Origin of the sequence: Streptomyces sp. NBC_01476, assembly GCF_036227265.1 — a bacterium.
In the GTDB taxonomy this organism is placed as follows: domain Bacteria; phylum Actinomycetota; class Actinomycetes; order Streptomycetales; family Streptomycetaceae; genus Actinacidiphila.
Genome location: NZ_CP109446.1, coordinates 8262441 through 8284303, shown reverse-complemented (window position 1 = coordinate 8284303; position 21863 = coordinate 8262441). Strand labels below are relative to the sequence as shown.

The 21863-nt window shown below is 71.5% G+C and carries 21 protein-coding genes; 17 read left to right on the top strand and 4 right to left on the bottom strand.

The features are described from left to right. The first annotated feature begins 10 nt into the window (after positions 1-10). The 3 genes from OG552_RS35900 to OG552_RS35890 all read left to right on the top strand — a co-directional run bounded on the left by OG552_RS35900 (position 11) and on the right by OG552_RS35890 (position 3124). A complete protein-coding gene (locus OG552_RS35900) occupies positions 11-658 on the top strand; it encodes a TetR/AcrR family transcriptional regulator (RefSeq protein ID WP_329140328.1) in 648 nt (215 codons plus the stop codon). A 9-nt stretch (positions 659-667) separates the two neighbouring features. After that, positions 668-1654 (top strand): zinc-dependent alcohol dehydrogenase family protein, encoded by a 987-nt coding sequence (locus OG552_RS35895; RefSeq protein ID WP_329140325.1) that lies wholly within the window; start codon positions 668-670, stop codon positions 1652-1654. Positions 1655-1774: 120 nt separating this feature from the next. Continuing rightward, entirely contained in the window at positions 1775-3124 is a 1350-nt protein-coding gene (locus OG552_RS35890; protein ID WP_329140323.1) for a hypothetical protein, read from the top strand. Positions 3125-3174: 50 nt separating this feature from the next. Here the strand turns inward: OG552_RS35890 and OG552_RS35885 are convergent, their stop codons facing one another. After that, complete coding sequence (locus OG552_RS35885; protein WP_329140321.1) at positions 3175-4809, bottom strand: Na+/H+ antiporter; 1635 nt, start codon at positions 4807-4809, stop codon at positions 3175-3177. A gap of 296 nt (positions 4810-5105) precedes the next feature. Here OG552_RS35885 and OG552_RS35880 point away from each other — a divergent pair, with 296 nt between their 5' ends. From OG552_RS35880 to OG552_RS35865, 4 genes are all read left to right on the top strand, one after another. After that, a complete protein-coding gene (locus OG552_RS35880; protein WP_329140319.1) occupies positions 5106-5267 on the top strand; it encodes a hypothetical protein in 162 nt (53 codons plus the stop codon). A 145-nt stretch (positions 5268-5412) separates the two neighbouring features. After that, a complete protein-coding gene (locus tag OG552_RS35875) occupies positions 5413-6897 on the top strand; it encodes a dihydrolipoyl dehydrogenase family protein (RefSeq protein WP_329140317.1) in 1485 nt (494 codons plus the stop codon). 181 nt (positions 6898-7078) lie between these two features. After that, the gene (locus OG552_RS35870; RefSeq protein WP_329140316.1) at positions 7079-7582 is read left to right on the top strand and encodes a macro domain-containing protein; all 504 of its coding nucleotides are present in this window, start codon (positions 7079-7081) and stop codon (positions 7580-7582) included. 137 nt (positions 7583-7719) lie between these two features. Next, positions 7720-8562, top strand: a complete 843-nt coding sequence (locus OG552_RS35865; RefSeq protein ID WP_329140313.1) for an SURF1 family cytochrome oxidase biogenesis protein — start codon at positions 7720-7722, stop codon at positions 8560-8562. Positions 8563-8628: 66 nt separating this feature from the next. Here OG552_RS35865 and OG552_RS35860 read toward each other — a convergent pair whose 3' ends face one another. Next, on the bottom strand, positions 8629-9885 hold the full coding sequence (locus OG552_RS35860; RefSeq protein WP_329140311.1) for a fibronectin type III domain-containing protein: 1257 nt from the start codon (positions 9883-9885) through the stop codon (positions 8629-8631). 271 nt (positions 9886-10156) lie between these two features. On the opposite strand from OG552_RS35860, the gene OG552_RS35855 reads away from it, so the two are divergent. Next, complete coding sequence (locus OG552_RS35855) at positions 10157-10519, top strand: Smr/MutS family protein (protein ID WP_329141373.1); 363 nt, start codon at positions 10157-10159, stop codon at positions 10517-10519. A gap of 85 nt (positions 10520-10604) precedes the next feature. Here the strand turns inward: OG552_RS35855 and hypB are convergent, their stop codons facing one another. Together hypB and OG552_RS35845 are read right to left on the bottom strand one after the other, a co-directional pair. Beyond that, on the bottom strand, positions 10605-11429 hold the full coding sequence (gene hypB / locus OG552_RS35850; RefSeq protein ID WP_329140308.1) for a hydrogenase nickel incorporation protein HypB: 825 nt from the start codon (positions 11427-11429) through the stop codon (positions 10605-10607). A 3-nt stretch (positions 11430-11432) separates the two neighbouring features. Next, positions 11433-11762, bottom strand: coding sequence for a hydrogenase maturation nickel metallochaperone HypA/HybF (locus tag OG552_RS35845; RefSeq protein WP_329140305.1), 330 nt, complete (start codon positions 11760-11762; stop codon positions 11433-11435). A 253-nt stretch (positions 11763-12015) separates the two neighbouring features. Here OG552_RS35845 and OG552_RS35840 point away from each other — a divergent pair, with 253 nt between their 5' ends. Genes OG552_RS35840 through hypF form a run of 9 tightly spaced genes read left to right on the top strand, consistent with a single transcriptional unit; the run spans position 12016 to position 21803 of the window. Continuing rightward, the gene (locus OG552_RS35840; protein ID WP_329140303.1) at positions 12016-13071 is read left to right on the top strand and encodes a hydrogenase expression protein HypE; all 1056 of its coding nucleotides are present in this window, start codon (positions 12016-12018) and stop codon (positions 13069-13071) included. Between the two features lie 52 nt (positions 13072-13123). Continuing rightward, complete coding sequence (locus OG552_RS35835; RefSeq protein WP_329140301.1) at positions 13124-14914, top strand: nickel-dependent hydrogenase large subunit; 1791 nt, start codon at positions 13124-13126, stop codon at positions 14912-14914. Between the two features lies 1 nt (position 14915). Continuing rightward, on the top strand, positions 14916-15878 hold the full coding sequence (locus OG552_RS35830) for a NifU family protein (RefSeq protein WP_329140299.1): 963 nt from the start codon (positions 14916-14918) through the stop codon (positions 15876-15878). After that, on the top strand, positions 15875-16537 hold the full coding sequence (locus tag OG552_RS35825; protein ID WP_329140297.1) for a DUF5947 family protein: 663 nt from the start codon (positions 15875-15877) through the stop codon (positions 16535-16537). The genes OG552_RS35830 and OG552_RS35825 overlap by 4 nt, the downstream gene beginning before the upstream one ends. Beyond that, positions 16534-17175: a DUF6084 family protein gene (locus OG552_RS35820; protein ID WP_329140295.1), complete on the top strand. Its 642-nt coding sequence runs from the start codon at positions 16534-16536 to the stop codon at positions 17173-17175. The genes OG552_RS35825 and OG552_RS35820 overlap by 4 nt, the downstream gene beginning before the upstream one ends. Further along, positions 17172-18605, top strand: a complete 1434-nt coding sequence (locus OG552_RS35815) for a hypothetical protein (RefSeq protein WP_329140293.1) — start codon at positions 17172-17174, stop codon at positions 18603-18605. Before OG552_RS35820 ends, OG552_RS35815 begins: the two co-directional genes overlap by 4 nt. Further along, positions 18602-18721: a DUF6893 family small protein gene (locus OG552_RS36580; RefSeq protein WP_443071119.1), complete on the top strand. Its 120-nt coding sequence runs from the start codon at positions 18602-18604 to the stop codon at positions 18719-18721. The genes OG552_RS35815 and OG552_RS36580 overlap by 4 nt, the downstream gene beginning before the upstream one ends. Next, on the top strand, positions 18718-19221 hold the full coding sequence (locus OG552_RS35810; RefSeq protein WP_329140291.1) for a hydrogenase maturation protease: 504 nt from the start codon (positions 18718-18720) through the stop codon (positions 19219-19221). Before OG552_RS36580 ends, OG552_RS35810 begins: the two co-directional genes overlap by 4 nt. 2 nt (positions 19222-19223) lie before the next feature. Further along, positions 19224-21803: a carbamoyltransferase HypF gene (hypF, locus tag OG552_RS35805; RefSeq protein WP_329140289.1), complete on the top strand. Its 2580-nt coding sequence runs from the start codon at positions 19224-19226 to the stop codon at positions 21801-21803. The last annotated feature ends 60 nt before the right edge of the window (positions 21804-21863 follow it).

Below are 21863 nucleotides of genomic sequence, written 5' to 3'. Positions count from 1 at the left end.
GGTGGCCGGGATGGCAACGCAGGTCAGAAAGACCCGCTCGGAGGAGCGGATCCTCACCGCGGCGGCCGGGCTGTTCTACGCCCACGGGCTGCGCGGGGTCGGTGTCGACCAGGTGATAGCCGCGTCGGGGGTGGCGAAGTCGACGCTGTACGTGCACTTCCGCACCAAGGAAGAGCTGGTGGCGGCGTATCTGCGCCGTACCGACGACGCGTGGACGGCCCAGCTGCAGGAAGCGGCCGGGCGGGCCGGGGACGATCCGCGGCAGCAGCTCGTGGGCCTCTTCGACGCGCTGGTCGACGCCTTCGACCGGCACGGCTTCTTCGGCTGCCCGTTCGTCAGCGCCGCGGTCGAAGCGGATCTCGACTCGGAGGCCCGGGAGATCACCGTGCGGCACACCCGGCGGCGCCAGGCATGGCTCGCGGACCTGGCGCAGCGGGCGGGCGCGACCGCCCCGCGGTCGCTCGCCGCCCACATCGGGCTGCTGATCGACGGCGCGCTCACCTCCGGCCGGCTGCTCCAGGACCGGGCGGTGGTGGCCGGGGCGAAGGCCGCCGCCCGGGCACTGGTCGCCTCCGCCACCGGTGCGCCGGCGGCCACGGGCGCAGCCGCACAACCCGCACAACCCGCACAACCCGCACAACCCGCACAAGGAAAGTAGGCGAGGGACATGCGCGCAGTTGTCCTGAAGGAATTCGGTACGCAGCCGGCCCTGGGAGAGCTGCCCAAGCCCACCGCGGGACCGGGCCAGGTGCTGGTCCGGGTGCGGGCGAGCGGGGTCAATCCGCTGGACATCAAGATCCGCGCGGGCCAGGCCGCGCACGCGCGGTTCGCGCTGCCCGGTGTGCTGGGCATGGACCTGGCCGGTGTGGTCGAGGAGACCGGCCCCGGCGTCACCGGCTTCGCCCCGGGCGACGAGGTGTACGGGCTCACTGGTGGCGTCGGCGATCTCCAGGGCTCGCTCGCCGAGTACGCGGCGGTGGACGCCCGGCTGCTCGCCCGCAAGCCGGCGGCCCTGAGCATGCGGGAGGCCGCGGCGCTGCCGCTGGTCGCCATCACCGTCTGGGAGGGCCTGGTCGACCGCGCCCGCGCGGGGCAGGGACAGACCGTCCTGGTCCACGGCGGCGCGGGCGGCCTCGGCCAGGTGGCCGTGCAGATCGCACGGGCCCGGGGCGCTGAAGTCTTCGCCACCGCGTCCGCCCGGAATCTGGAGACGGTACGGAGCCTGGGCGCGACCCCGATCGACCGCGGCGCGTCCTCGGTCGAGGAGTACGTCGCCGAGCACACCGGGGGCGAGGGCTTCGACGTGGTGTTCGACACCGTCGGCGGTCCCGTCCTCGATGCCTCCTTCACCGCGGTCCGCACCTATACCGGCCATGTGGTGAGCGCGCTGGGCTGGGGCACCCACAGTCTGGCCCCGCTCTCCTTCCGCGGGGCGACCTACTCCGGTGTCTTCACCTTGATGCCGATGCTGACCGGCCGGGGCCGTGAGCACCACGGGGAGATCCTGCGCGCGGCCGGCGCGCTGGTGGACGCGGGTGCCCTCAAGTTGCTGCTCGACCCCCGGCGTTTCACCCTGGCAACCGTGGCCGACGCCCACGCTCTGGTGGAGAGCGGTACCGCCGAGGGCAAGGTTGTAGTCGAGGTCGAGGGTTGACCGACGCCCCGTGGGGGCGACCGCGGCCGCCTCACGCATCCTTTTCCTCACGTAAAGTCGGAGCATAGGAAACGCAAAGACGCAAGGCACGAATGGGACCCGGCTGAGGGGCGACGCATCATGCGCGACATCCGTGGACGACTCACCCGGCGGTCGATCGCGCTGCTGGCCGTACCCGTGGTGGCGCTGGGCACCTTCGTCTTCGCCGGCGCCGCGCTCGCACCCGCCGCACAGCCCGCGAGCACGGTCGGCACCGTGGCGGCCCAGCTGAAGAAGGGGCCGGTCTATGTCGACCCGCGGGCTTCCGGCCAGTTGCCGGCGTCGCAGGCCACCGCACTGGCCGACAAGATCGAGAAGGCCGACAAGCCGGTGTTCGTGGCCGTACTGCCCGCCGCTCCTGAGTTCCCGGCGCAGACCGTGCTGCAGGACATCAGGTCCGCGGTCGGCATCACCGGGGCCTACGCGGTCCACCTGGGTGACCGTTTCAACGCCGGCGCCGACCCGCAGGTCATGTCCCGCAACGCGGTCACCAACCTCACCGACCAGGTCCAGCGCTCCTCCTCGGGGAACACCGCCGCCGAGCTCAACAGCTTCGTTGACCAGGCGCTCCGGCAGGCCGACGGCAGCGCCCCCGGTTCATGGTCGAACGGTTCGGGCTCCGGCGGCGCGGGGGTGCCGACCGCCATCGCACTGGGCGCCGTCGTGGTCGTCGTGGGCGGTGGCGGCTACGCGCTCTTCCGGCGCTCGCGCAAGGCGAAGGCCGAGCGGGAGCGGGCGGAGCTGGAGAAGGTGAGCAAGGTCGTCGACGAGGACATCACGGCCTTCGGCGAGGAACTGGACCGGCTGGACTTCAAGCCGGACGAGCCCGCCGCCGACGACCGGATGCGCGGCGACTACGCCCACGCTCTCGACACCTACGAGCGCGCCAAGACGCTGATGGCCTCCGCACGCCGTCCGGACGACGTGCAGCCGGTCACCGAGTCGCTGGCGGACGGGCGGTTCTCCCTGGCGACGCTGGAGGCCCGGCGCAACGGCGAGTCCCTGCCCGAGCGACGGCCGCCCTGCTTCTTCGACCCCCGGCACGGCCCCTCGGTCGGCGACGTGCCCTGGGCGCCGCCCGGTGGCGCCCCGCGTAACGTGCCGGCCTGCGCCGCGGACACCGCCCGGGTCGAGAACGGCGAACTGCCGTCGTCCCGCACCGTGGAGACGGCGTCAGGTCCGCAGCCGTACTGGAACGCCGGATCGATGTACGGCCCCTACGCGGGCGGTTACTTCGGCGGCGGGCTCCTGCCCGGCCTGGTCATCGGCACCCTGCTGGCCGGTTCGTTCCCCGGCCCCGGTTACGGGTACGGCGACGACGGTTACGGCGGCCCGGACGGCGGGGACTACTCGGGCTCCGACTTCGACCCGGGCGACTTCGGCGGCGGTGGCGGGGACGGCGGCGGCTTCGGGGGCGGCGGCTTCGAGTGAGGGTGACGTTCCGCGCGGGAAGGTGAGGGCGCCGGGAACCGGTGACCGCCTCACCAGATGCCATGACCCGAGTGGCGGGCCTCCTCGTGCTCCTGCTCGGCCGGCTCCTCCACCGGGACGGCGTGCGCCGCGGAGATGCGCAGGGCGAGCCGTACCTCCTCGGCGTCCAGCGTCTCCTGCACCCTTCGGAGCACCGAATCGTCGATCCTCCGGGAGTTGCGCAGCGAGACCAGTGCTCCACGCTTGGCCCGGAGAATGGCCTGCCGCAGTTCGTGTTCCAGCTGCCGGTCGTGGTCCTCGGCCGCGCCCACTTCGTCGGCGTGCTCCTCCAGCTCCCGGCGCAGCCGCGCGACCACGTCGGCCGGGGCGTCGGTCAGCTCGGCGCGTGACTCGAGCTCCTTCATGGCGGCGCGCACGGTGTGGCGGCGGGCCAGCAGCTCCTCCTGGTCCTCGCTCGGGTCGGCCGGCAGCCGGGACCAGCGGATGAGCGCCGGCAGGGTCTCGCCCTGCACCAGCAAGGTCACCACGATGACCACGGCGGTGACGAAGACGATCACGTCACGGTCGTGGAACGTGCCGCCGTCCTTCATCGTCGTCGGCACCGCCAGCGCCGCGGCCAGCGACACCGCGCCGCGCACCCCGCCCCAGGCGATGGGCATCCGCTGCCGGGCACCGACCCGGCGCGACCGCTGCTGGGGCCGCCGGTCCAGGGCCCGGATCAGATACGGCGTGGTGTGCAGGAAGACGAGCCGGGTGGCGATCACCGTGCCGCTCACCGCGGCCGCCAGCAGGATCGCCTGCCCGGGCCCCAACGAGGTCAGGCCCCGTACCGCACTGGGCAGTTGCACCCCGACCAGTACGAACAGCGCCCCGTTGAGCAGGAAGGACGCCAGGTCCCAGAAGGCGAAGGTCTGCATCCGGCTGTTCGCCGGGATGAGAAGCGGACTGGCCCAGCTGATGATCAGCCCGCACACCACCACCGCCAGCACCCCGGAGACGTCCGCCAGCTCGGCCGGCAGATACACCGCGAAGGGGGTGAGCACACTCAGTCCGCTCTCCAGCACCGGATCGTGCAGCCGGCGCCGGATCAGTACGACCAGGCCGGCGCCCGCGGCGCCGATCGCCGCCCCGCCGACGTAGCTCAGTACGAACCGCCACACCACGCCGCCCCAGCTGAAGGCTTCCGCCCCGGAGGCCGAGTCCACCGCGACCGCGAAGAGCACCAGCGCCGTACCGTCGTTGATCAGGCTCTCCGCGCGCATGGTGGTGAGCGTCCGCCGCGGCATGCCCTTGGCGACCGCGGCCACCGCGGTGGCGTCCGTCGGGGCCAGCACCGTACCCAGCACGAAGGCCACCGGCCAGGCCATCCCGAGCGCGTACCCGGTGCCCGCCACGCTCAGCGCGGTGCTCAGCACCAGGCCGATCGACAGCATCATGATGACCCGCAGATTGGCTCTTATCTGGTGCAGCGAGATGGTGAGCGACTCGGAGTACAGAAGCGGCGGCAGGAAGATCAGCAGCACGAGGTCCGACGGCAGATGGACCGCGTGGAAGTGCGGAATGAGGCCGATCAGCACACCGCCGCAGAGCAGCACGACCGGCTCACCGATTCCGAGCCTGCGTGCCACCCAGCTGAGCAGCAGCACGGTGGTCAGCAAGACGACGACGATCTCCAGTGCCTGCACCGGGCAAATGTCTCATGGGGCCGCGCGCGGGCGGGGCGGTATGCGAAGGACATGCACGGGACATGCGCGGCACGGTCGAACGGGGGTCCTCCCGCGCTGCCGTGTGCCGCTGGGGCATGCGGCAGCGCTGTTCGATCCGGAAGGGCCGCGTTACGGTGGAAATACGTACATTCCAGGCGCCGTACCGCCCGATGCCGTGCGGCGCCAACGGGAGGCCGCGGCACAGACATGGCGGCCGCCCGCCCGCAGAAGAACGGTGCCCCAGCGAATCGCGGGGTCCGGGGTTGGAGATCGAGATGAGTGAGCCGTCCGACGCGTGGGCCGCCCGCCTGGAGGAGCAGCTCGCGGAGAAGTCCGACAAGGAAGAGGTCGAGGGCTTCGTGCGTGACCTGTACGAATCCGCGCAGCGGGACCTCGACACGCAGCGTGCCCAGGCCGAGTTCGAACGCGAGGAGTAGCCGTCCCGCCGCCACGATGAGCCCGGACGGGCGCGGATCCTCGACGCGGACGTGATCACGGTGGTTTCCCCGGCGGGATCCGTTAGCATCCGGTCCACAGGTTGCCCAGTGCTGATGACAGGGGCGTGGCTGAATGCCGGCGGCTGTGGATCCGGATCGCTCGGAATGGGACGTCATCGTCCTCGGTGGCGCGGCGGCGGGTGAGAACGCGGCGCAGTACGCGACGCAGTTCTCCGGTCTGAGCGCGGTACTGGTGGAAGCCGAACTGCTCGGCGGCGAGTGCTCGTACTGGGCGTGCATGCCGAGCAAGGCGCTGCTGCGCCCCGCCGAAGTGCTGGAGAACGCCCGGCACGTTCCCGGGGTCTCCTCCCTGGTCGCCGGCCGGCAGCTCGACGTCTCCGCGGCACTGGCGCGCCGGGACACCGTCGTCAACCGTCTCGACGACACCTCCCAGATCGACTGGGCCCTCGGCGTGGGCATCGATGTGGTGCGCGGCTACGGCCGGCTGGAGGGCGAACGCACGGTGAGGGTGGAGACGGCGGACGGCGGCAGCCGGCTGCTGACCGCCCGGCACGCGGTGGTGATCGACACCGGGTCGTGCACCACCGTGCCGCCGCTCCCTGGCATGAATGACGCCCTGCCGTGGACCTCGCGGGACGTCACCAATCTGCACGAGGTGCCGCGCCGGGTGATCATCCTGGGCGGTGGTGTGGTGGCGTGTGAGTCGGCGACCTGGCTGAACGCGCTGGGTGTCGCGGAACTGACCGTCGTCTACCGGGGCGGGGGCCTGCTCGCCCGTTCGGAGCCCTTCGCCGGAGAGCTGGTCGCCGACCGGCTGCGGGCGGCCGGTGTCCGGCTGCTTCCCGGCAGGTCCGCACAGGAGGTACGGCGCGCGGACCCCCGCGACACGGGCGTCGGTCTGCCGCACGGCGGAGAGGTCACTCTCGTACTGGACGACGGCACGGAGCTGGTCGCCGACGAACTGGTCCTCGCCACCGGCCGCACGCCGAACACCCAGGACATCGGCCTGACGTCGGTGGGATGCCCCGACGGCGGCTTCCTGGAGGTCGACGACGAGCAGGCGGTACGGGCGGTGCCGGGACACTGGCTCTACGCGATCGGCGACGTGTGCGGACGCGCGCTGCTGACCCACATGGGCAAGTACCAGGCACGGGTCGCCGGTGAGGTGATCGCCGCCCGCGCCACGGGCCGGCCGCCGGCCGGTGTGCCGAGCGGCGCGCTCAGCTCCGCCGAAGGGCATCGCGGCAGCCCGCAGGTGACCTTCACCGACCCCGAGGTCGGGTCGGCCGGCATGACCGAGCAGCAGGCGCGGGCGGCCGGCCTCGATGTGACGACCGTCGAGTACGACATGGCCGGCCTGGCCGGCACGTATGTGCTGCGTGAGGACTACGTGGGCCGCGCCAAACTCGTCATCGACCGGGTCACCGAAACGGTGGTGGGCGCGACCTTCGTCGGCTCGGGGATCGCCGACCTCGTCCACTCCGCGACGACCGCCATCGTGGCGCGGATCCCCCTCTCCGTCCTCTGGCACGTCGTGCCCAGTTACCCCACGCCCAGTGAGGTCTGGCTCCGCCTGCTGGAGACGCACCGGGCGCAAGCGCACAAGTGACGGGCCGGTCCGGGTGGCCGGACGCCCGGACCTGCTGACGGCGCCGGTGCCCACCGCCCGGTCGCCGATTGCCAGCTGCCGATTGCCAGTTGGCGGTCGCCGGTCGCGGGTCGCCGGTCGCCGGTCGCCGAGCACGGTCCCGGCATCCGCGCGGGAGCCGGGCCGGTGGCATGATCGGGGCATGACGGTGATCGATGTCGTACGGGGTGACATCACCCTCCTGGACGTGGACGCGGTCGTCACCGCCGCGAACGAGTCGCTGATGGGCGGCGGCGGTGTGGACGGGGCGATCCACCGGGCGGCGGGCCGCCGGCTGGCCGAGGCGGGCGCCGCGATCGGGCCCTGCGCGCCGGGCGACGCCATGGCGACTCCCGCCTTCGACCTCGATCCGCCGGTCAGGCACGTGATCCACACGGTGGGCCCGGTCTGGGAGGGCGGCGACTTCGGCGAGGCGGAGGTGCTGGCCTCCTGCTACCGCCGCGTCCTTGAGGTGGCCGACGAGTTGGCCGCCGGCACCCTCGCGATTCCGGCCATCGCCACGGGCATCTACGGGTTCCCGGCCGCGGAGGCCGCGCGGATCGCTGTGGCCACTCTCAGGGCGACGCCCACCGCGGTCGGGCGGATCAGCCTGGTGGCCTTCGACGAGGAGACCGGTCAACTCCTGGCCGCCGCGCTCGCGTCCTGAGCCGGTCCGTGCCCGCCGGCGGACCGGGCGCCGGAGGACGTCCCCACCGGCCCCGATGCCGCCGCCGCACCGCCCGCGCCGCTCCGGGGCCCGGCCCCGGGGTGAGGGCGGGCGGGCGGCAGCGGTAACGTCACGGTGTGCTTCGCGTCCTGTTCACCCGCCGCTGGGTAGTGCTGACCCTGGTGTTTCTCGCGATGGTGCTGGCCATGTACCGGCTGGGCCTGTGGCAGTTCCACCGCTATCAGCAGACCAACCGCAGCAACCACCGCATCTCGCTGGCGGTCCACTCCCCGCCGGTGTCCGTCGAGACCCTCACGCGTCCTGGCGCCACCGTGCCCGGCAGTGAGAGATACCGGCCCGTCACCGCGACCGGGCACTTCGACGCGGCGCACCAGTTCGTCGTCAGGCGCCGTACCAACGCCGACGGCAACATCGGCTTCTTCCTGATCACCCCGCTGGTCACCTCCAACGGTGACGCCCTCCTGGTCAACCGGGGCTGGGTGGCACCGGACGACATGGACGGCGCCGCCTTCCCGGCGGTGCCCAAAACGCCCGCCGGGACGGTGACCCTGACCGGTCGGCTGATGCCGGACGAGACCTCAGGGGTCAGCGGCATCCACGAGGTGAAGGGGCTGCCGCCCCGCCAGTACATGCTGATCAGCGGCCGGGAGCAGGCACAGCACCTGCCGGAGCCGGTGATCGGCGGCTATATGGAGCTGGTCAGGAGCAGCCCCGCGCTGGCCCGGTCCGAGTCGGCACAGCTGGTCCCGGCCCCGGACGCGAACAGCCAGTCGACGAGTGACGCCGCGATCGTCGGACAGGGCGTGCACCTGCCGTACGCGATCCAGTGGTGGCTGTTCGCGCTGATGGTCCCGGTCGGCTGGTGGATCCTGCTCCGGCAGGAGCTCAAGGACCGCAGGAAGAAGGCGGCGGCTCCCGCCGAGGCGACCGCGGCGCCGACCGAGCCGGCCCACAGCTGAGCGTCGTCCGCGCATGAGCCCCGGCCGTGATGACGGCCGGGGTTCTCGCGCGGACGGTGGTGGCGGTCACCAGCCGGACGGCGGCGCCTTCGGGAGGGTGACGGCTGCGGACGGCGCGGAGGCGGGGCCGGTCGCGCCGGCGGCATTGGTGGCGGTGACGGTGAACCGGTAGCTGTGACACGGGGTCAGGCCGCCGAACGTGATGGGTGAGCCGGCGCCCTGGGCGGTCCGGCCGCTACCGGCGGGGTCGGTCAGATCGATCGCGGTGACGGTGTAACCGCTGATGGAGGCACCGGTACTGGCGGTGAAGGTCACCGTGACCTCCCCCCGCCGGGCTACGGCCGTCACGGCGGTGGGCGGTGCGGGGGCCGGCGGCATCGCCAGGCCGACCGGAGTGCTCAGCCCGCTGATGGGGACGGTCCGCTGCGGGCCGCCGCCGGCGGGGAACTCCACCACCCGGTCGTTGCCGAAGTCGGCGACGAAGAGGTCGCCCGCGGGGTCGAGCGCGAGTCCTTGCGGACCGTTCAGGCCACTGGTGGGGACCGTGCTCTGTGCTCCGCTGCCCGCGCTCAGCTTCACCACCCTGTTGTTGCCGTTGTCCGAGATGTAGAGGGCCCCGGCCGTGTCGAAGGCCAGCCCGGCCGGCTGGGAGAGACCGGAGGTGGGAACGGTCCGCTGCGGGCCGCCGCCCGCGGGGACCTCCACCACCCGGTCGTTGATGAAGTCGGCGACGAAGAGATTGTCCGCGGCGTCGAAGGCGAGTCCCTCGGGGTGGAGCAGACCGGTGGTGGGGACGGTGGTCTGCGGGCCGCCGTCGGCGGGCAGTTCGACCACCCGGTCGTTGAAGCTGTCGGCGATGAAGAGGCCGCCCGCGGAGTCCAGCGCCGTCGCGACCGGACGGGAGAGGCCGGTGGCGGGCAGGGTCGTCTGCGGGCCGCCGTCCGCCGGGAGCTTGACGACCTGGTTGTTGCCCGTGTCGCAGATGTAGAGGTTCCCGGCCGCGTCGAGCGTCATCCCGGTGGGGCGGGTCAGCCCACTGGTCGGCACGGTCGTCTGCGGGCCGCCGTCCGCGGGGAGCCGCAGCACGGTGCCGTCGGTGTAGTCCGAGACGTAGAGCGGCGCGGTGCCGGCGGTGGGCGGGGCGGCGGCGGGCCGGACGGCGGCGAGCGCCGGTGTGCCCGAGGCCAGCACGGCGGCGGACAGCAGGGCGAGGCCGGCCACCGCTGTCGCCCGGCGGCGCCCGGACGGGTGTTCCGCGCCGGCCGGGGGTGGTGCGCCGGCCGGGCGCGGGCCGGAGGAGGGGAAAACGGTACAGCGGCTCATGACAGGCACCTGTTCTCACCGGTCGTCCGGGCGCCGTACCGGTGCCGGGAGACGCCGGGCGCCTTCGTGGACGACGGTCGGGTACGGGGACGAGGAAACACATACGCGGCTGACGTGACGGGCGGCCGGCCGGTGGGTCGCACGGGCCGGGGTCCGTCAGCCGCCGACCCTACGAAGCAGCCGCCCGCCGCCAACCGCACCACGCCCCGGGCCGCACGGCAGCCACTCCAACGGCGGGACGCCGGGCCTCCCCGGTTGCACGCGGGACCGGCTGTCCGGACGTGCCGGCCACCCGGGGGGTCCGCGGCGGGCGGCGAGGACGTACGCTGCGAGGGTTCGAGGGGTCCGCGGCGGGCCCGGTGTCACAAGCGCTTCGGAGGCGGTCGCCCTGCTCACGCTGGATCTGCACCCGATCTTCCGCAACAACCGTGACATCGAACTGGCGCTGCGGGAGACGCTCTTCAGGGCCGCGAGCACCGGAGTCGATGTCGTCGAGATCATCCCGGGCAAGGGCACCGGCCGGCTGAAGAAGCGGGTGCTCACCTTCCTGGCGCAACGGCACATCAAGAAGCTGTACCTCCGGGTGGAGACCGACGCCACCAACGCCGGGCGGATCCTCGTCCACCTCCGGTAGCCGGGCCGGTACGGGGGTCAGGCGTCCGCCGCGCCGGGCCAGGCACCCCGGGCGGGCACCTGGTTTTCCGCCGGTCCGGGCCGGGTCACTGGTACTGCCGGGCCACCCACGCGTACCACGTGTCCATTCCCTCGCCGGTGGTCGCGGACACCGTCAGTACCCGCAGTCCCGGATTGACCGAGCGGGCGTACTCCTCACAGCGGGCGACGTCGAAGTCGACGTAGGGCAGCAGGTCGATCTTGTTGATGACGACCAGGTCGGCCGCCGCGAACATGTACGGGTACTTCAGCGGCTTGTCGGTGCCCTCGGTGACGGAGATGATCACGACCTTGCTCCGCTCGCCCAGGTCGAAGAGCGCGGGGCAGACCAGATTGCCGACGTTCTCGACGAGCACGAGCGTCCCGGACGACGGGGCCAGGGAGGTGAGCGCGCCGCTCATCATCCCGGCGTCGAGGTGGCACCCGGCGCCGGTGTTCACCTGCACCACCGGGCAGCCGGCGCGCCTGATGCGGTCGGCGTCCAGCATCGTCTCCTGGTCGCCTTCGACGACGACCACCGGGCGGCTGCCGGCCAGGTCCCTGATGGTCCGTTCGAGCAGCGTCGTCTTGCCGGCGCCCGGGGAGCTCATCAGGTTGACGGCGACCACCCCGTGGTCGGCGAGCCAGCGGCGGTTCCGGCCGGCGAGATCGTCGTTCTTGGCCAGGACGCGCTGTTCGAGCGTGATCGTCTCGCCGGCCTCGGCGAGGGCGACACCGTGGCGGTCATCGCCAACCGGCCCAGCGCCGTGGGGATGGCTGCCGTGGGGGTGGCCGCTGTGGGGATGACTGTGCGCCGTCCCACCGTGCTCATGGGGGACGGCGATCCTGATCCCGCCGCCGTTGCCGTCACCGCATCCGCAGGTGCCGCACATAGGTCAACCCACTCTCATCGAGATGATCTCCAGTTCCCGTCCCGAGGTGACCTGGACATCGGCGCTGCCGCAGGGACAGAGCACCACCGGTTCGGTGAGCGGGAATGCGGTGCCGCAGCCACGGCACAATCCGGCTCCCGGAGGCTGGTCGATCTCCAGTACCGCGCCCTCGGCCGCGGTCCCCTCGGTGATCAGGTCGAAGCAGAATCGCATGGAGTCGGCCACGACCGCGGTCAGCACGCCCACCCGGACCCGGACGGTGTGCACGGGCCGTCCGGCCGCCCTTTCGCACACCGCGTCAACAACGCTCTGCGTAATCGACAATTCGTGCATCGCCGTCCCGTCTCCTCACCGCGCCCGACCAGCCGTCCCATGAATCCGCACCACTCTTCCGGCCTATTGCGCGCGATTCCGGATCGGCGCCCAGGAGAGGGGAACACGGTGACCGACTTGCGAATTCTCGTGTTGACAGCCCACTCGGACCGAGTCTAGATGGTAGCAATGTGAGCGACACCACACCCGCGACTCGAAAGCCGGTCCTCGCGGGTAAAAGGATCGGCTGTCGAACCCGGAAGGCGGCAGTGCCATGCCGACACAGGAAGCAATCAAAGCGGAAGACACCCTGATTCACGTGCTGTGGATCAATGCCGGGCTCAGCTGCGACGGCGACTCGGTGTCCCTGACCGCCGCGACACAGCCCAGCATCGAGGAGATCGCCCTCGGCGCACTGCCCGGTCTTCCCAGGATCGCCATGCACTGGCCTCTCATCGATTTCGAGTGCGGCCCCAACGGGGGGGCCGACGACTTCCTTGAGTGGTTCTTCAAGGCGGACCGCGGCGAACTCGACCCCTTCGTGCTGGTCGTCGAGGGCTCGATTCCCAACGAGAAGCTCCATCAGGAGGGTTACTGGTCGGGCTTCGGCAACGACCCGGCCACCGGGCAGCCGATCACCACCAGCGAGTGGCTCGACCGGTTGGTGCCCAAGGCCACCGCGGTCGTCGCGGTCGGCACCTGCGCCACGTACGGCGGTATCCACGCCATGGCGGGCAATCCGACCGGTGCGATGGGCGTGCCCGACTATCTGGGCTGGGACTGGAAGTCCAAGGCGGGAATTCCGATCGTGTGCGTGCCCGGCTGTCCGATCCAGCCGGACAATCTCTCGGAGACCCTCACCTATCTGCTCTACATGGCCACCGAACAGGCGCCCATGATTCCGCTGGACGACGCGCTCCGGCCGACCTGGCTCTTCGGCCAGACCGTGCACGAGGGCTGCGACCGCGCCGGTTACTACGAGCAGGCCGACTTCGCGACGGAATACGGCTCGCCCAAGTGCATCGTCAAACTCGGCTGCTGGGGTCCGACCGTCAAGTGCAATGTGCCCAAACGCGGTTGGATGAACGGCATCGGCGGCTGCCCCAACGTCGGCGGAATCTGCATCGGCTGCACGATGCCGGGATTCCCGGACAAGTTCATGCCGTTCATGGACGAGCCGCCCGGCGGCAAACTCTCCACGAACTCGGTCGGCGTGTACGGCTCGACCATGCGGCGGCTGCGCGGTATCACCACGCACACGCTCGACCGTGAGCCGAAATGGCGTAAGCCCGGCAGGAAGCTCACCACCGGCGCCACCCGTACCTGGTGAATCACCGCTCCCCGACAACTCAGCGCTACGGAAAGAAAGATGAGGCGGCGCAATGACGGCGACGCAGCCCAAGGTCGGCAGCGGTATCGCGGGCAACAGCGAACTGGTGGAGATGGCGTGGGACCCGATCACGCGCATCGTCGGCAGTCTCGGGATCTACACCAAGATCGACTTCAAGCAGCGGGTGGTGGCGGAGTGCCACAGCACCAGTTCCATCTTCCGCGGCTACTCGGTCTTCATGAAGGGCAAGGACCCCCGGGACGCGCACTTCATCACCAGCCGGATCTGCGGTATCTGCGGTGACAACCACGCCACGTGTTCCTGCTACGCGCAGAACATGGCCTACGGGGTCAAGCCGCCGCACATCGGCGAGTGGATCGTCAACCTCGGCGAGGCCGCTGAGTACATGTTCGACCACAACATCTTCCAGGAGAACCTGGTAGGGGTCGACTACTGCGAGAAGATGGTGGCCGAGACCAATCCCGGTGTGCTCGACAAGGCCAACCGGACAGCTTCACCGCACGCCGACGCGCACGGGTACAAGACCATCGGCGACATCATGCGCTCGCTGAACCCCTTCACCGGCGAGTTCTACCGTGAGGCCCTCCAGGTCAGCCGGATGACGCGGGAGATGTTCTGCCTGATGGAGGGGCGGCATGTCCACCCCTCCACGCTCTACCCCGGCGGGGTGGGCACGGTGGCGACCATCCAGCTCATGACCGACTACATCACCCGCCTCCAGCGGTACGTGGAGTTCATGAAGAAGGTCGTGCCGATGCACGACGACCTCTTCGACTTCTTCTACGAGGCGCTGCCCGGCTACGAGATGGTCGGCAACCGGCGCATCCTGCTGGGCTGCTGGGGCTCCTTCCAGGACCCCGAGCACTGCAACTTCGAGTACAAGGACATGACCAACTGGGGCCGGAAAATGTACGTCACCCCAGGTGTCGTCGTCGACGGGAAACTGGTCACCACGGACCTGGTGAAGATCAACCTCGGGATCCGGATCCTGCTCGGTTCGTCGTACTACGGCGACTGGGAGGACCAGGAGATGTTCGTCACCCACGACCCACTGGGCAACCCGGTCGACCGGCGCCACCCGTGGAACCAGCACACCAACCCGCAGCCGCAGAAGCGGGATCTGGACGACAAGTACAGCTGGGTGATGTCCCCGCGGTGGTTCGACGGCAAGGACTACCTCGCGCTGGACACCGGCGGGGGGCCGCTGGCCCGGCTGTGGACCACGGCGCTGGCCGGGCTGGTCGACATCGGCTACATCCAGGCCACCGGCAGCAGCGTGAAGATCAACCTGCCGAAGACCGCGCTCAAGGGCCCGGTCGAGCTGGAGTGGCACGTCCCGCAGTGGAGCAACACCATCGAACGCAACCGGGCCCGTACCTACTTCCAGGCGTACGCGGCGGCCTGCGCGCTGCACTTCGCGGAGAAGGCGCTGGTGGAGATCCGCGCCGGCCGGACGAAGACCTGGGAGAAGTTCGAGGTTCCGCAGGAGGGCATCGGCTGCGGCTTCACCGAGGCGGTGCGCGGCGTCCTCTCGCACCACATGGTGATCCGGGACGGCAAGATCGCCAACTACCACCCGTATCCGCCGACTCCGTGGAACGCCAGTCCGCGCGACAGCTATGGCACGCCGGGCCCGTACGAGGACGCGGTGCAGGGCCAGCCGATCTTCGAGGAGAACGACCGGGAGCACTTCAAGGGCATCGACATCATGCGCACCGTGCGCAGTTTCGACCCGTGTCTGCCCTGCGGTGTGCACATGTACCTCGGCGAGGGCAAGAAGCTGGAGCTGCTCCACTCCCCCACCCAGTCCGCGGGTGCGTGACGTGACCGAGCGCACCGACCACGCCGGGCCCCCCGCGCCCGGCGACAGCTCCTCCGCCTGGCGCGCGACCGGTGACCGTATCGACACCCTGATCGCCGCCGGCGCGGCGGGCGGCGCCGTGGCGCGCGAGCGCAGCGAGGAACTGGTCCGGCTGGTCACCGACTTCTACGGGGCGGGCCTGGAGCGGCTGCTCGACGTCCTGTACGAGCAGGACCGGCTGGACGACGACGTCCTGGCCGCGCTCGCCGCCGACGATCTGGTGGCCAGCCTGCTGCTGGTGCACGGTCTGCACCCGTACAGCGTGGAGACGCGGGTCGAGAAGGCGCTGGAGAGCCTGCGGCCGTACCTGGGCTCCCACGGCGGCGACGTCGAACTGCTCGCGGTCACCGACGAGGGCGCCGTCCGGCTGCGGCTGCTGGGCAGTTGCGACGGGTGCCCGTCCTCGTCTGCCACGCTCGAACTCGCCGTGCAGGGCGCGGTCGAGGCCGCCGCTCCGGAGATCACCACGATCGAGGTCGAGACGGCCGGCGACACGGGCGACGCCGGTCCTGTGGTCCCGGTCGACGCGCTCTTCTCCCGGCTCCATGACACCGCTCCGGCCCCCGGGCCCGCCGGCGCGTCGTGGAGTTCCGTACCGGAACTGGCGGGACTGGAATCGGGCGGCGTGCTGCGTCTCGACGTCGGCGGTGTCCCGGTGCTCGCCTGCCGGATCGGCGCGGATCTCTTCGCCTTCCGGGACCGGTGCGGGCGGTGCGACCGTCCGATGGAGGGTGCCGTACTGGCCCGGCGGCTGGGCGGGGCCTCCGGCGACGGACTCCTGAACTGCCCGGCCTGCCAGGCGCATTACGACGTACGGCGGGCCGGAGCATGCGTCGAGGCGGACGGTCTGCACCTGGATCCGCTGCCGCTGCTCGCCACGGGAGCCACCTTCTCGGTCGCCGTCCCCACTCCGGCGGCGACATGATCATCCAAGGAGCCGCGTCCTCCCCGGCGGCCTCACTGCTGCGGATCAACCGCCGGCGTCCGCAGGCCGTCGCCGGAGAGCGCTGTGAGATGTGCGCGGAGCCCGTCGCCGCCGAGCACGCGCACGTGGTGAATCTGGACAGCCGGGCCCTGATGTGCGCCTGCCGCCCGTGCTATCTGCTCTTCAGCGACGAGCAGGCGCAGTTGCGCTACCGGGCGGTCCCCGAGCGCTATGTGCGCTTCGACGGTCTCAGCCTGGACGAGCGGACCTGGGACGGACTGCAGATCCCGGTCGGCCTCGCCTTCCTCTTCCGCAACTCGGTCCAGGACCGCACCATCGCCTTCTATCCGGGCCCCGCAGGAGCCACCGAGTCCGAACTGCCGCTGGACGCCTGGGACACCATCGTCGAGGCCAACCCGGACCTGGCCGTCCTGCGCCCGGACGTCGAAGCGCTGCTGGTGCGCCGCACGAACGGCCAGGAGAGCGGCGCCGGGTCCTGTCATCTGGTGCCGATCGACGCGTGCTACGAACTGGTCGGGCGGCTGCGCACGCTGTGGCGCGGCTTCGACGGCGGCCGCGAGGCACATGAGGCGATGGACGTGTTCTTCGCGCAGGTGGAGCGGCGCAGCCGGCCCGCCACCGCGGTGGGCCGGTCATGAGCGGCCTCGGTTTCTCCGTGCTCGACGTCGTCGCCGAGCCCTACTCCGTCGTGCCGCAGCTGACCGCCCGGCTGCGGATCACCGACGGTTCCGGCGAGCGGATCCACGCGGTGGTGCTGCGCTGCCAGGTGCGGATCGAACCGCAGCGGCGGCAGTACGACGAGGCCGAACGGGAGGGACTGCGCGGCCTGTTCGGCGAGCCGGACCGGTGGAAGGACACCCTCAAGCCGTTCCTGTGGATGCAGTGCAACACGACCGTCCAGGGGTTCAGCGGCAGTACCGAGGCCGACCTGGCGCTGCCCTGCACCTACGACTTCGATGTGACCGGCTCCCGCTATCTGCACGCGCTCGGGGACGGGGAGGTGCCGCTCACGCTGCTCTTCTCCGGCACGGTCTTCACCAAGGGCGGCGCCGGTTTCGCCGTGCGCCAGGTGCCCTGGGACTGCGAGGCGCGCCACCGGATGCCGGTCGCGGTGTGGCGGCAGATGATCGCCTCCCACTTCCCGAACTCCGGCTGGATCAGGCTCGACCAGGACGTGCTGGACCGCGTCGCCGGCTTCCGCGCCCGGCGCGGGCTGATCAGCTGGGACGAGACGGTGAGCACGCTGCTCGCCGGGACAGGTGAGGTGGTGACGTGACATCCGTGAGTGCGGTGGGTCTGGACCAGGTCCGTAACGTCGCCGACGCGGTGCTGTACGAGGGCTACTTGCTGTACCCGTACCGGGCCAGCTCGCACAAGAACCAGTCGCGCTGGCAGTTCGGCGTCCTCGGGCCGCCGTCCGCGTCGCCGGAGAGCTTCGGCGAGGAGCCGGGGATGGCGATGGAGTGCCTGCTGGCGGCTTCCGCCGACAAGCCGTCAACTGTCGCGATCCACTTGCGGTTTCTCCAGTTGCAGGTGCGTGAGGCGCAGCGGCTCGAAGCAGGCGGCGGTCACACCCCGGTCGCCGCGCTCACCATGGACGGCGCCCAGGTGCTGAGCTGGGACGAAGCGGTCGAGCGGGAACTCGAACTGCCGGCGCTTGAGCTGACGGGGTCCTGCGACCAGCTGCACACGATTCCCGGCGGCGAGGACATCGAGCCGCTGACGGACGCGCACGGCGCCCCGGTGGGCCGGATCGTACGGCGCCGCGAGCCGCTGGAGGTCCGGATCCGCGCCCGGGGCACGGCCGACGGCGACTTCGTACGGCTCTCGGTCGCGGTGGAGAACGAGCACCCCGGCAGGGTCACCGGCAAGGACGCCGCCATCCGGGCGTCGCTGATCGGTACGCACCTGATCCTGCGGGCGCGCGGGACCCGGTTCGTCTCGCTGCTCGATCCGCCCTCCGAGGCGGCGACCGCTGCGGCCCGGTGCCGGCAGCGCCGCTGCTGGCCCGTGCTGGCCGGTGCGAAGGGCAGCTCCGACACCGTGCTGGGTGCTCCGATCATCCTCTACGACCACCCGGAGGTGGCCGAGCAGAGCCCGGGCGCCCTCTTCGACTCCACCGAGATCGACGAGATCCTCACCTTGCGGGTGATGACGATGACCGAGGAGGAGAAGGCGGAGGCGCGCGCCACCGATCCCCGGGCGCGGGAGATCATCGACCGGTGTGACGGCATGTCACCGGCGGATCTGCAGCAGTTGCACGGCCTGCTCCGCGACCCGCACGCTCCGGCCCCGCTGTCCGGCGCGGTGCCGGGCGGCGATCTGCGGGACGCCGAGCCGGCCGGCTTCGACACCGGTGGGGCGCCCTGGTGGGATCCCGCCGCCGACGCCGGTGTGTCCCCGGGGTCCGACGCGGTCGTCATCGGCGGGGTCAGCGTCGCCAAGGGCAGCCTGGTGCGGGTGCATCCGTCCCGGCGGGCCGACGCACAGGACATCTTCTTCGCCGGTCAGGTGGCGCGGGTCACCGCCGTGCTCTCGGACGTGGACGGCGGGACGCACGTCGCCGTGGTCCTCGTGGACGACCCGGCCGCCGACATGCACGACTGGTACGGCCGCTACTTCTATTTCGCACCCGACGAGCTGGCACCCCTGCCCGCCGAGGAGAACCCGGAACACACCGGACACCGAGAGGAGAGCCGATCGTGAAGACCGTGGGCATCATCACCACCGCGGTGGCCGCGGCCGCCGCAGCCACCGCACTGGTGGTCGGCGTGCTGTCGATCCCCGACATCCGCCGCTATCTGCGTATGCGTTCGATGTGACCGGCGTGGGCGGGGGCGTGCTCGTCGCGGGCATCGGCAACCTCTTCCTCGGCGACGACGGCTTCGGCCCCGAGGTCGTCCGGCACATCACCTCGTCGGGCGGCCTGCCGCCGCGGGTCCGGGTGACCGACTACGGAATCCGCGGCATGCATCTGGCCTACGACCTGCTGGCCGGCTATGACGCGCTGGTGCTGGTCGACGCCTGTCCGGGCGACGGCCGGCCCGGCGAACTGACCGTGCTCGAAATCGGGCCCGACGACCTCGGTTCGGGAGAATTCGACGCGCACGGGATGAATCCGGTCGCAGTGCTGGCAAATCTGGGTCAATTGGGCGGTACTCTTCCGCTCACCTACCTCGTGGGCTGCACCCCTGCCGGGGTCGAGGAAGGGATCGGCCTGAGCGCCCCGGTCGCGGCCGCGGTGCCCGGGGCGGCCGACGCAGTACGCACGTTGGTGGGGCGGCTGGTGCCGGCCGAACCCGTAGAGACCAGGAGACCTTGATCATGTGCCTCGGTATTCCCGGTCGGGTCGTGGAGATCGTGGACGGATTCGCCGGCCAGCTCGCGCTGGTCGACGTGGAGGGAAAGCAGCGGCGGGTCAACATCGGCATGCTCGACACACCCCCGGAGACCGGCGACTGGGTGCTTCTCCACATGGGCTTCGCGCTGGAGATCATCGACCAGGACAAGGCCCGGCAGGCCATGTCGGGACTGGAGATGATGGGGCGCGGGCGCGGCACCAGGACCCGGCGGCGGTTCGAGGTCCGCGGTGTCGTCCAGGGCGTCGGCTTCCGGCCCTTCGTCTACGTCACCGCCTCCGAACTCGCACTCGCCGGCTCGGTGGCGAACACCGGCGCCGGCGTCGTCGTGGAGGTCGAGGGCGACAGCGACGCGGTGGAGGAGTTCGGCCGGCGGCTCCGCAGCGACCCGCCGCCGCTGGCGGTCGTGGAGGACGTCGAGGAGTCCGAGCGACCCACCAGCGGCGGGACGGAGTTCACCATCGAGGACTCCAGCGGCGCGGGCCGGTCCCGCACCCTGGTCTCCCCCGACGTCGCGACCTGTCAGGAGTGCCTGGCGGAGATGCGGGACCCGGCGAACCGGCGCTACCGGCACCCCTTCATCACGTGCACCCACTGCGGCCCGCGGTTCACGATCGTCACCGCGACCCCGTATGACCGGGCCGCCACCACGATGGCGGACTTCGGCATGTGCGCCGCGTGCCGGGCCGAGTACGACGATCCGGGCGACCGGCGCTTCCACGCGCAGCCGATCGCCTGCCCCGACTGCGGGCCGCGGCTCGAACTGGTCGGCAAGGGTGCCGGTTCGCCGCTGACCGGCGCCGCGGCGCTCCGGTCGGCAAGGGCCCTGCTCGCCGACGGGGGGATCCTCGCGGTCAAGGGGCTCGGCGGCTACCACCTGGCGTGCGACGCCCGGCATGAAGGGGCCGTCGCCGAGCTGCGCCGCCGCAAGCAGCGGGGGGCGAAGCCGTTCGCGGTGATGGTCTCCGGCCTTGACGCCGCCAGGGAACTCGTCACGATGAGCGAGGACGAGGAAGAGCTGCTCACCGGGGTCCGCCGGCCGATCGTGCTGCTCGCCCGCCGCCCGGCGTCTGCGGACCGCGGCGTCTGCGACGCGGTCGCCCCGGGCAGCCCCGACCTGGGCCTGCTGCTGCCGTACACGCCCCTGCACTTTCTGCTCTTCGGGTTCGGCGACGACACGCCGGGGCCGGACGCGCTGGTCATGACCTCCGGCAACCTCTCCGGCGAGCCGATCGTCACCGACGACGAGAAGGCGCTGTCCGACCTGGCACCACTGGTCGACGCCTGGCTGCGGCACGACCGGCGGATCCATGTCCCGTGCGACGACTCGGTCAGCCGCTTCGCCGCGGGAGCCGAACTGCCGGTCCGCAGGTCCCGCGGATACGCGCCGCTGCCGCTGGCGCTGCCGTTCGACGTACCGCCGACGCTCGCGGTGGGCGGGGACCTGAAGAACACCTGCGCCGTCGGGGACGGGCGGTACGCCTGGGTCAGCCAGCACATCGGCGACATGGACGACCTCTCGACCCTGGAGGCGCTGACGAGGACCGAGGCGCACCTGGAGGTGCTCACCGGGGCCGAGCCCGGACAACTGGTGGCCGACCTCCACCCGGGCTACCGGTCGGGCGACTGGGCCCGCGCGCACGCGGCCGGCCGGCCCGTGCACACTGTGCAGCACCACCACGCCCACATCGCCTCGGTGATGGGAGAGCACGGTCTCGGATCGGGTGAAGAAGTCATCGGCATCGCGTTCGACGGCACCGGGTACGGGACCGACGGCGCCGCGTGGGGCGGTGAGGTGCTGATCGCCGGTTACAAGTCCTTCCGCCGGGCCGCGCACCTGGCGTACGTACCGCTGGCCGGCGGCGACACGAGCGTGCTGCGGCCGTACCGGATGGCGCTGGCGCACCTGCATGCGGCCGGCGTCGCCGCGGACCGGGACCTGCCGCCGGTGCGGGCCTGCCCCACCCGGGAACTGACCGTCCTGCAGCACCAGTTCGCCACCGGTTTCGGCTGTGTGCCCACCTCCAGCATGGGCCGGCTCTTCGACGCGGTCGCCTCGCTGATCGGGGTCCGGCAGCAGGTGGACTACGAAGCCGAGGCCGCCGTCGCGCTGGAGGGGCTGGCCCGCGCGGCCGGTCCGGTCGCCGACGGCCGCGACGCGGGCTACGCGTTCGGCGTCACCTCCCCGGCGCCGGGCGGCGCCGGTCCCGCCGACCCGGTGGTGTCACCCGTGATCGCCCATGCGGCCCCGGTGATCCGTGCGGTGGTCTCCGATCTGCGGGCGAACGTCGCCCCGGAGCGGATCGCCGCCCGTTTCCACGCCGGCGTCGCCACGCTCATCGCCGACCTCGCGGAGATCTGCCGGGCACAGACCGGCCTGGAGCGGGTGGCGCTCGGCGGCGGGGTGTTCCAGAACGCCGTACTGCTGGACGCGGCCCAACGCGTCCTGGCCCGCCGCGGGTTCACCGTCCTGCGCCCGCGGCTGCTTCCCCCCAACGACGGCGGCATCGCCCTGGGCCAGCTCCTGATCGCGGCGTCGGGCTGAGCCGAACCCTGGCCCCGCGCGGGGCCGCACCAGCAGTCACAGCAGCACAGAAGAGGAAGA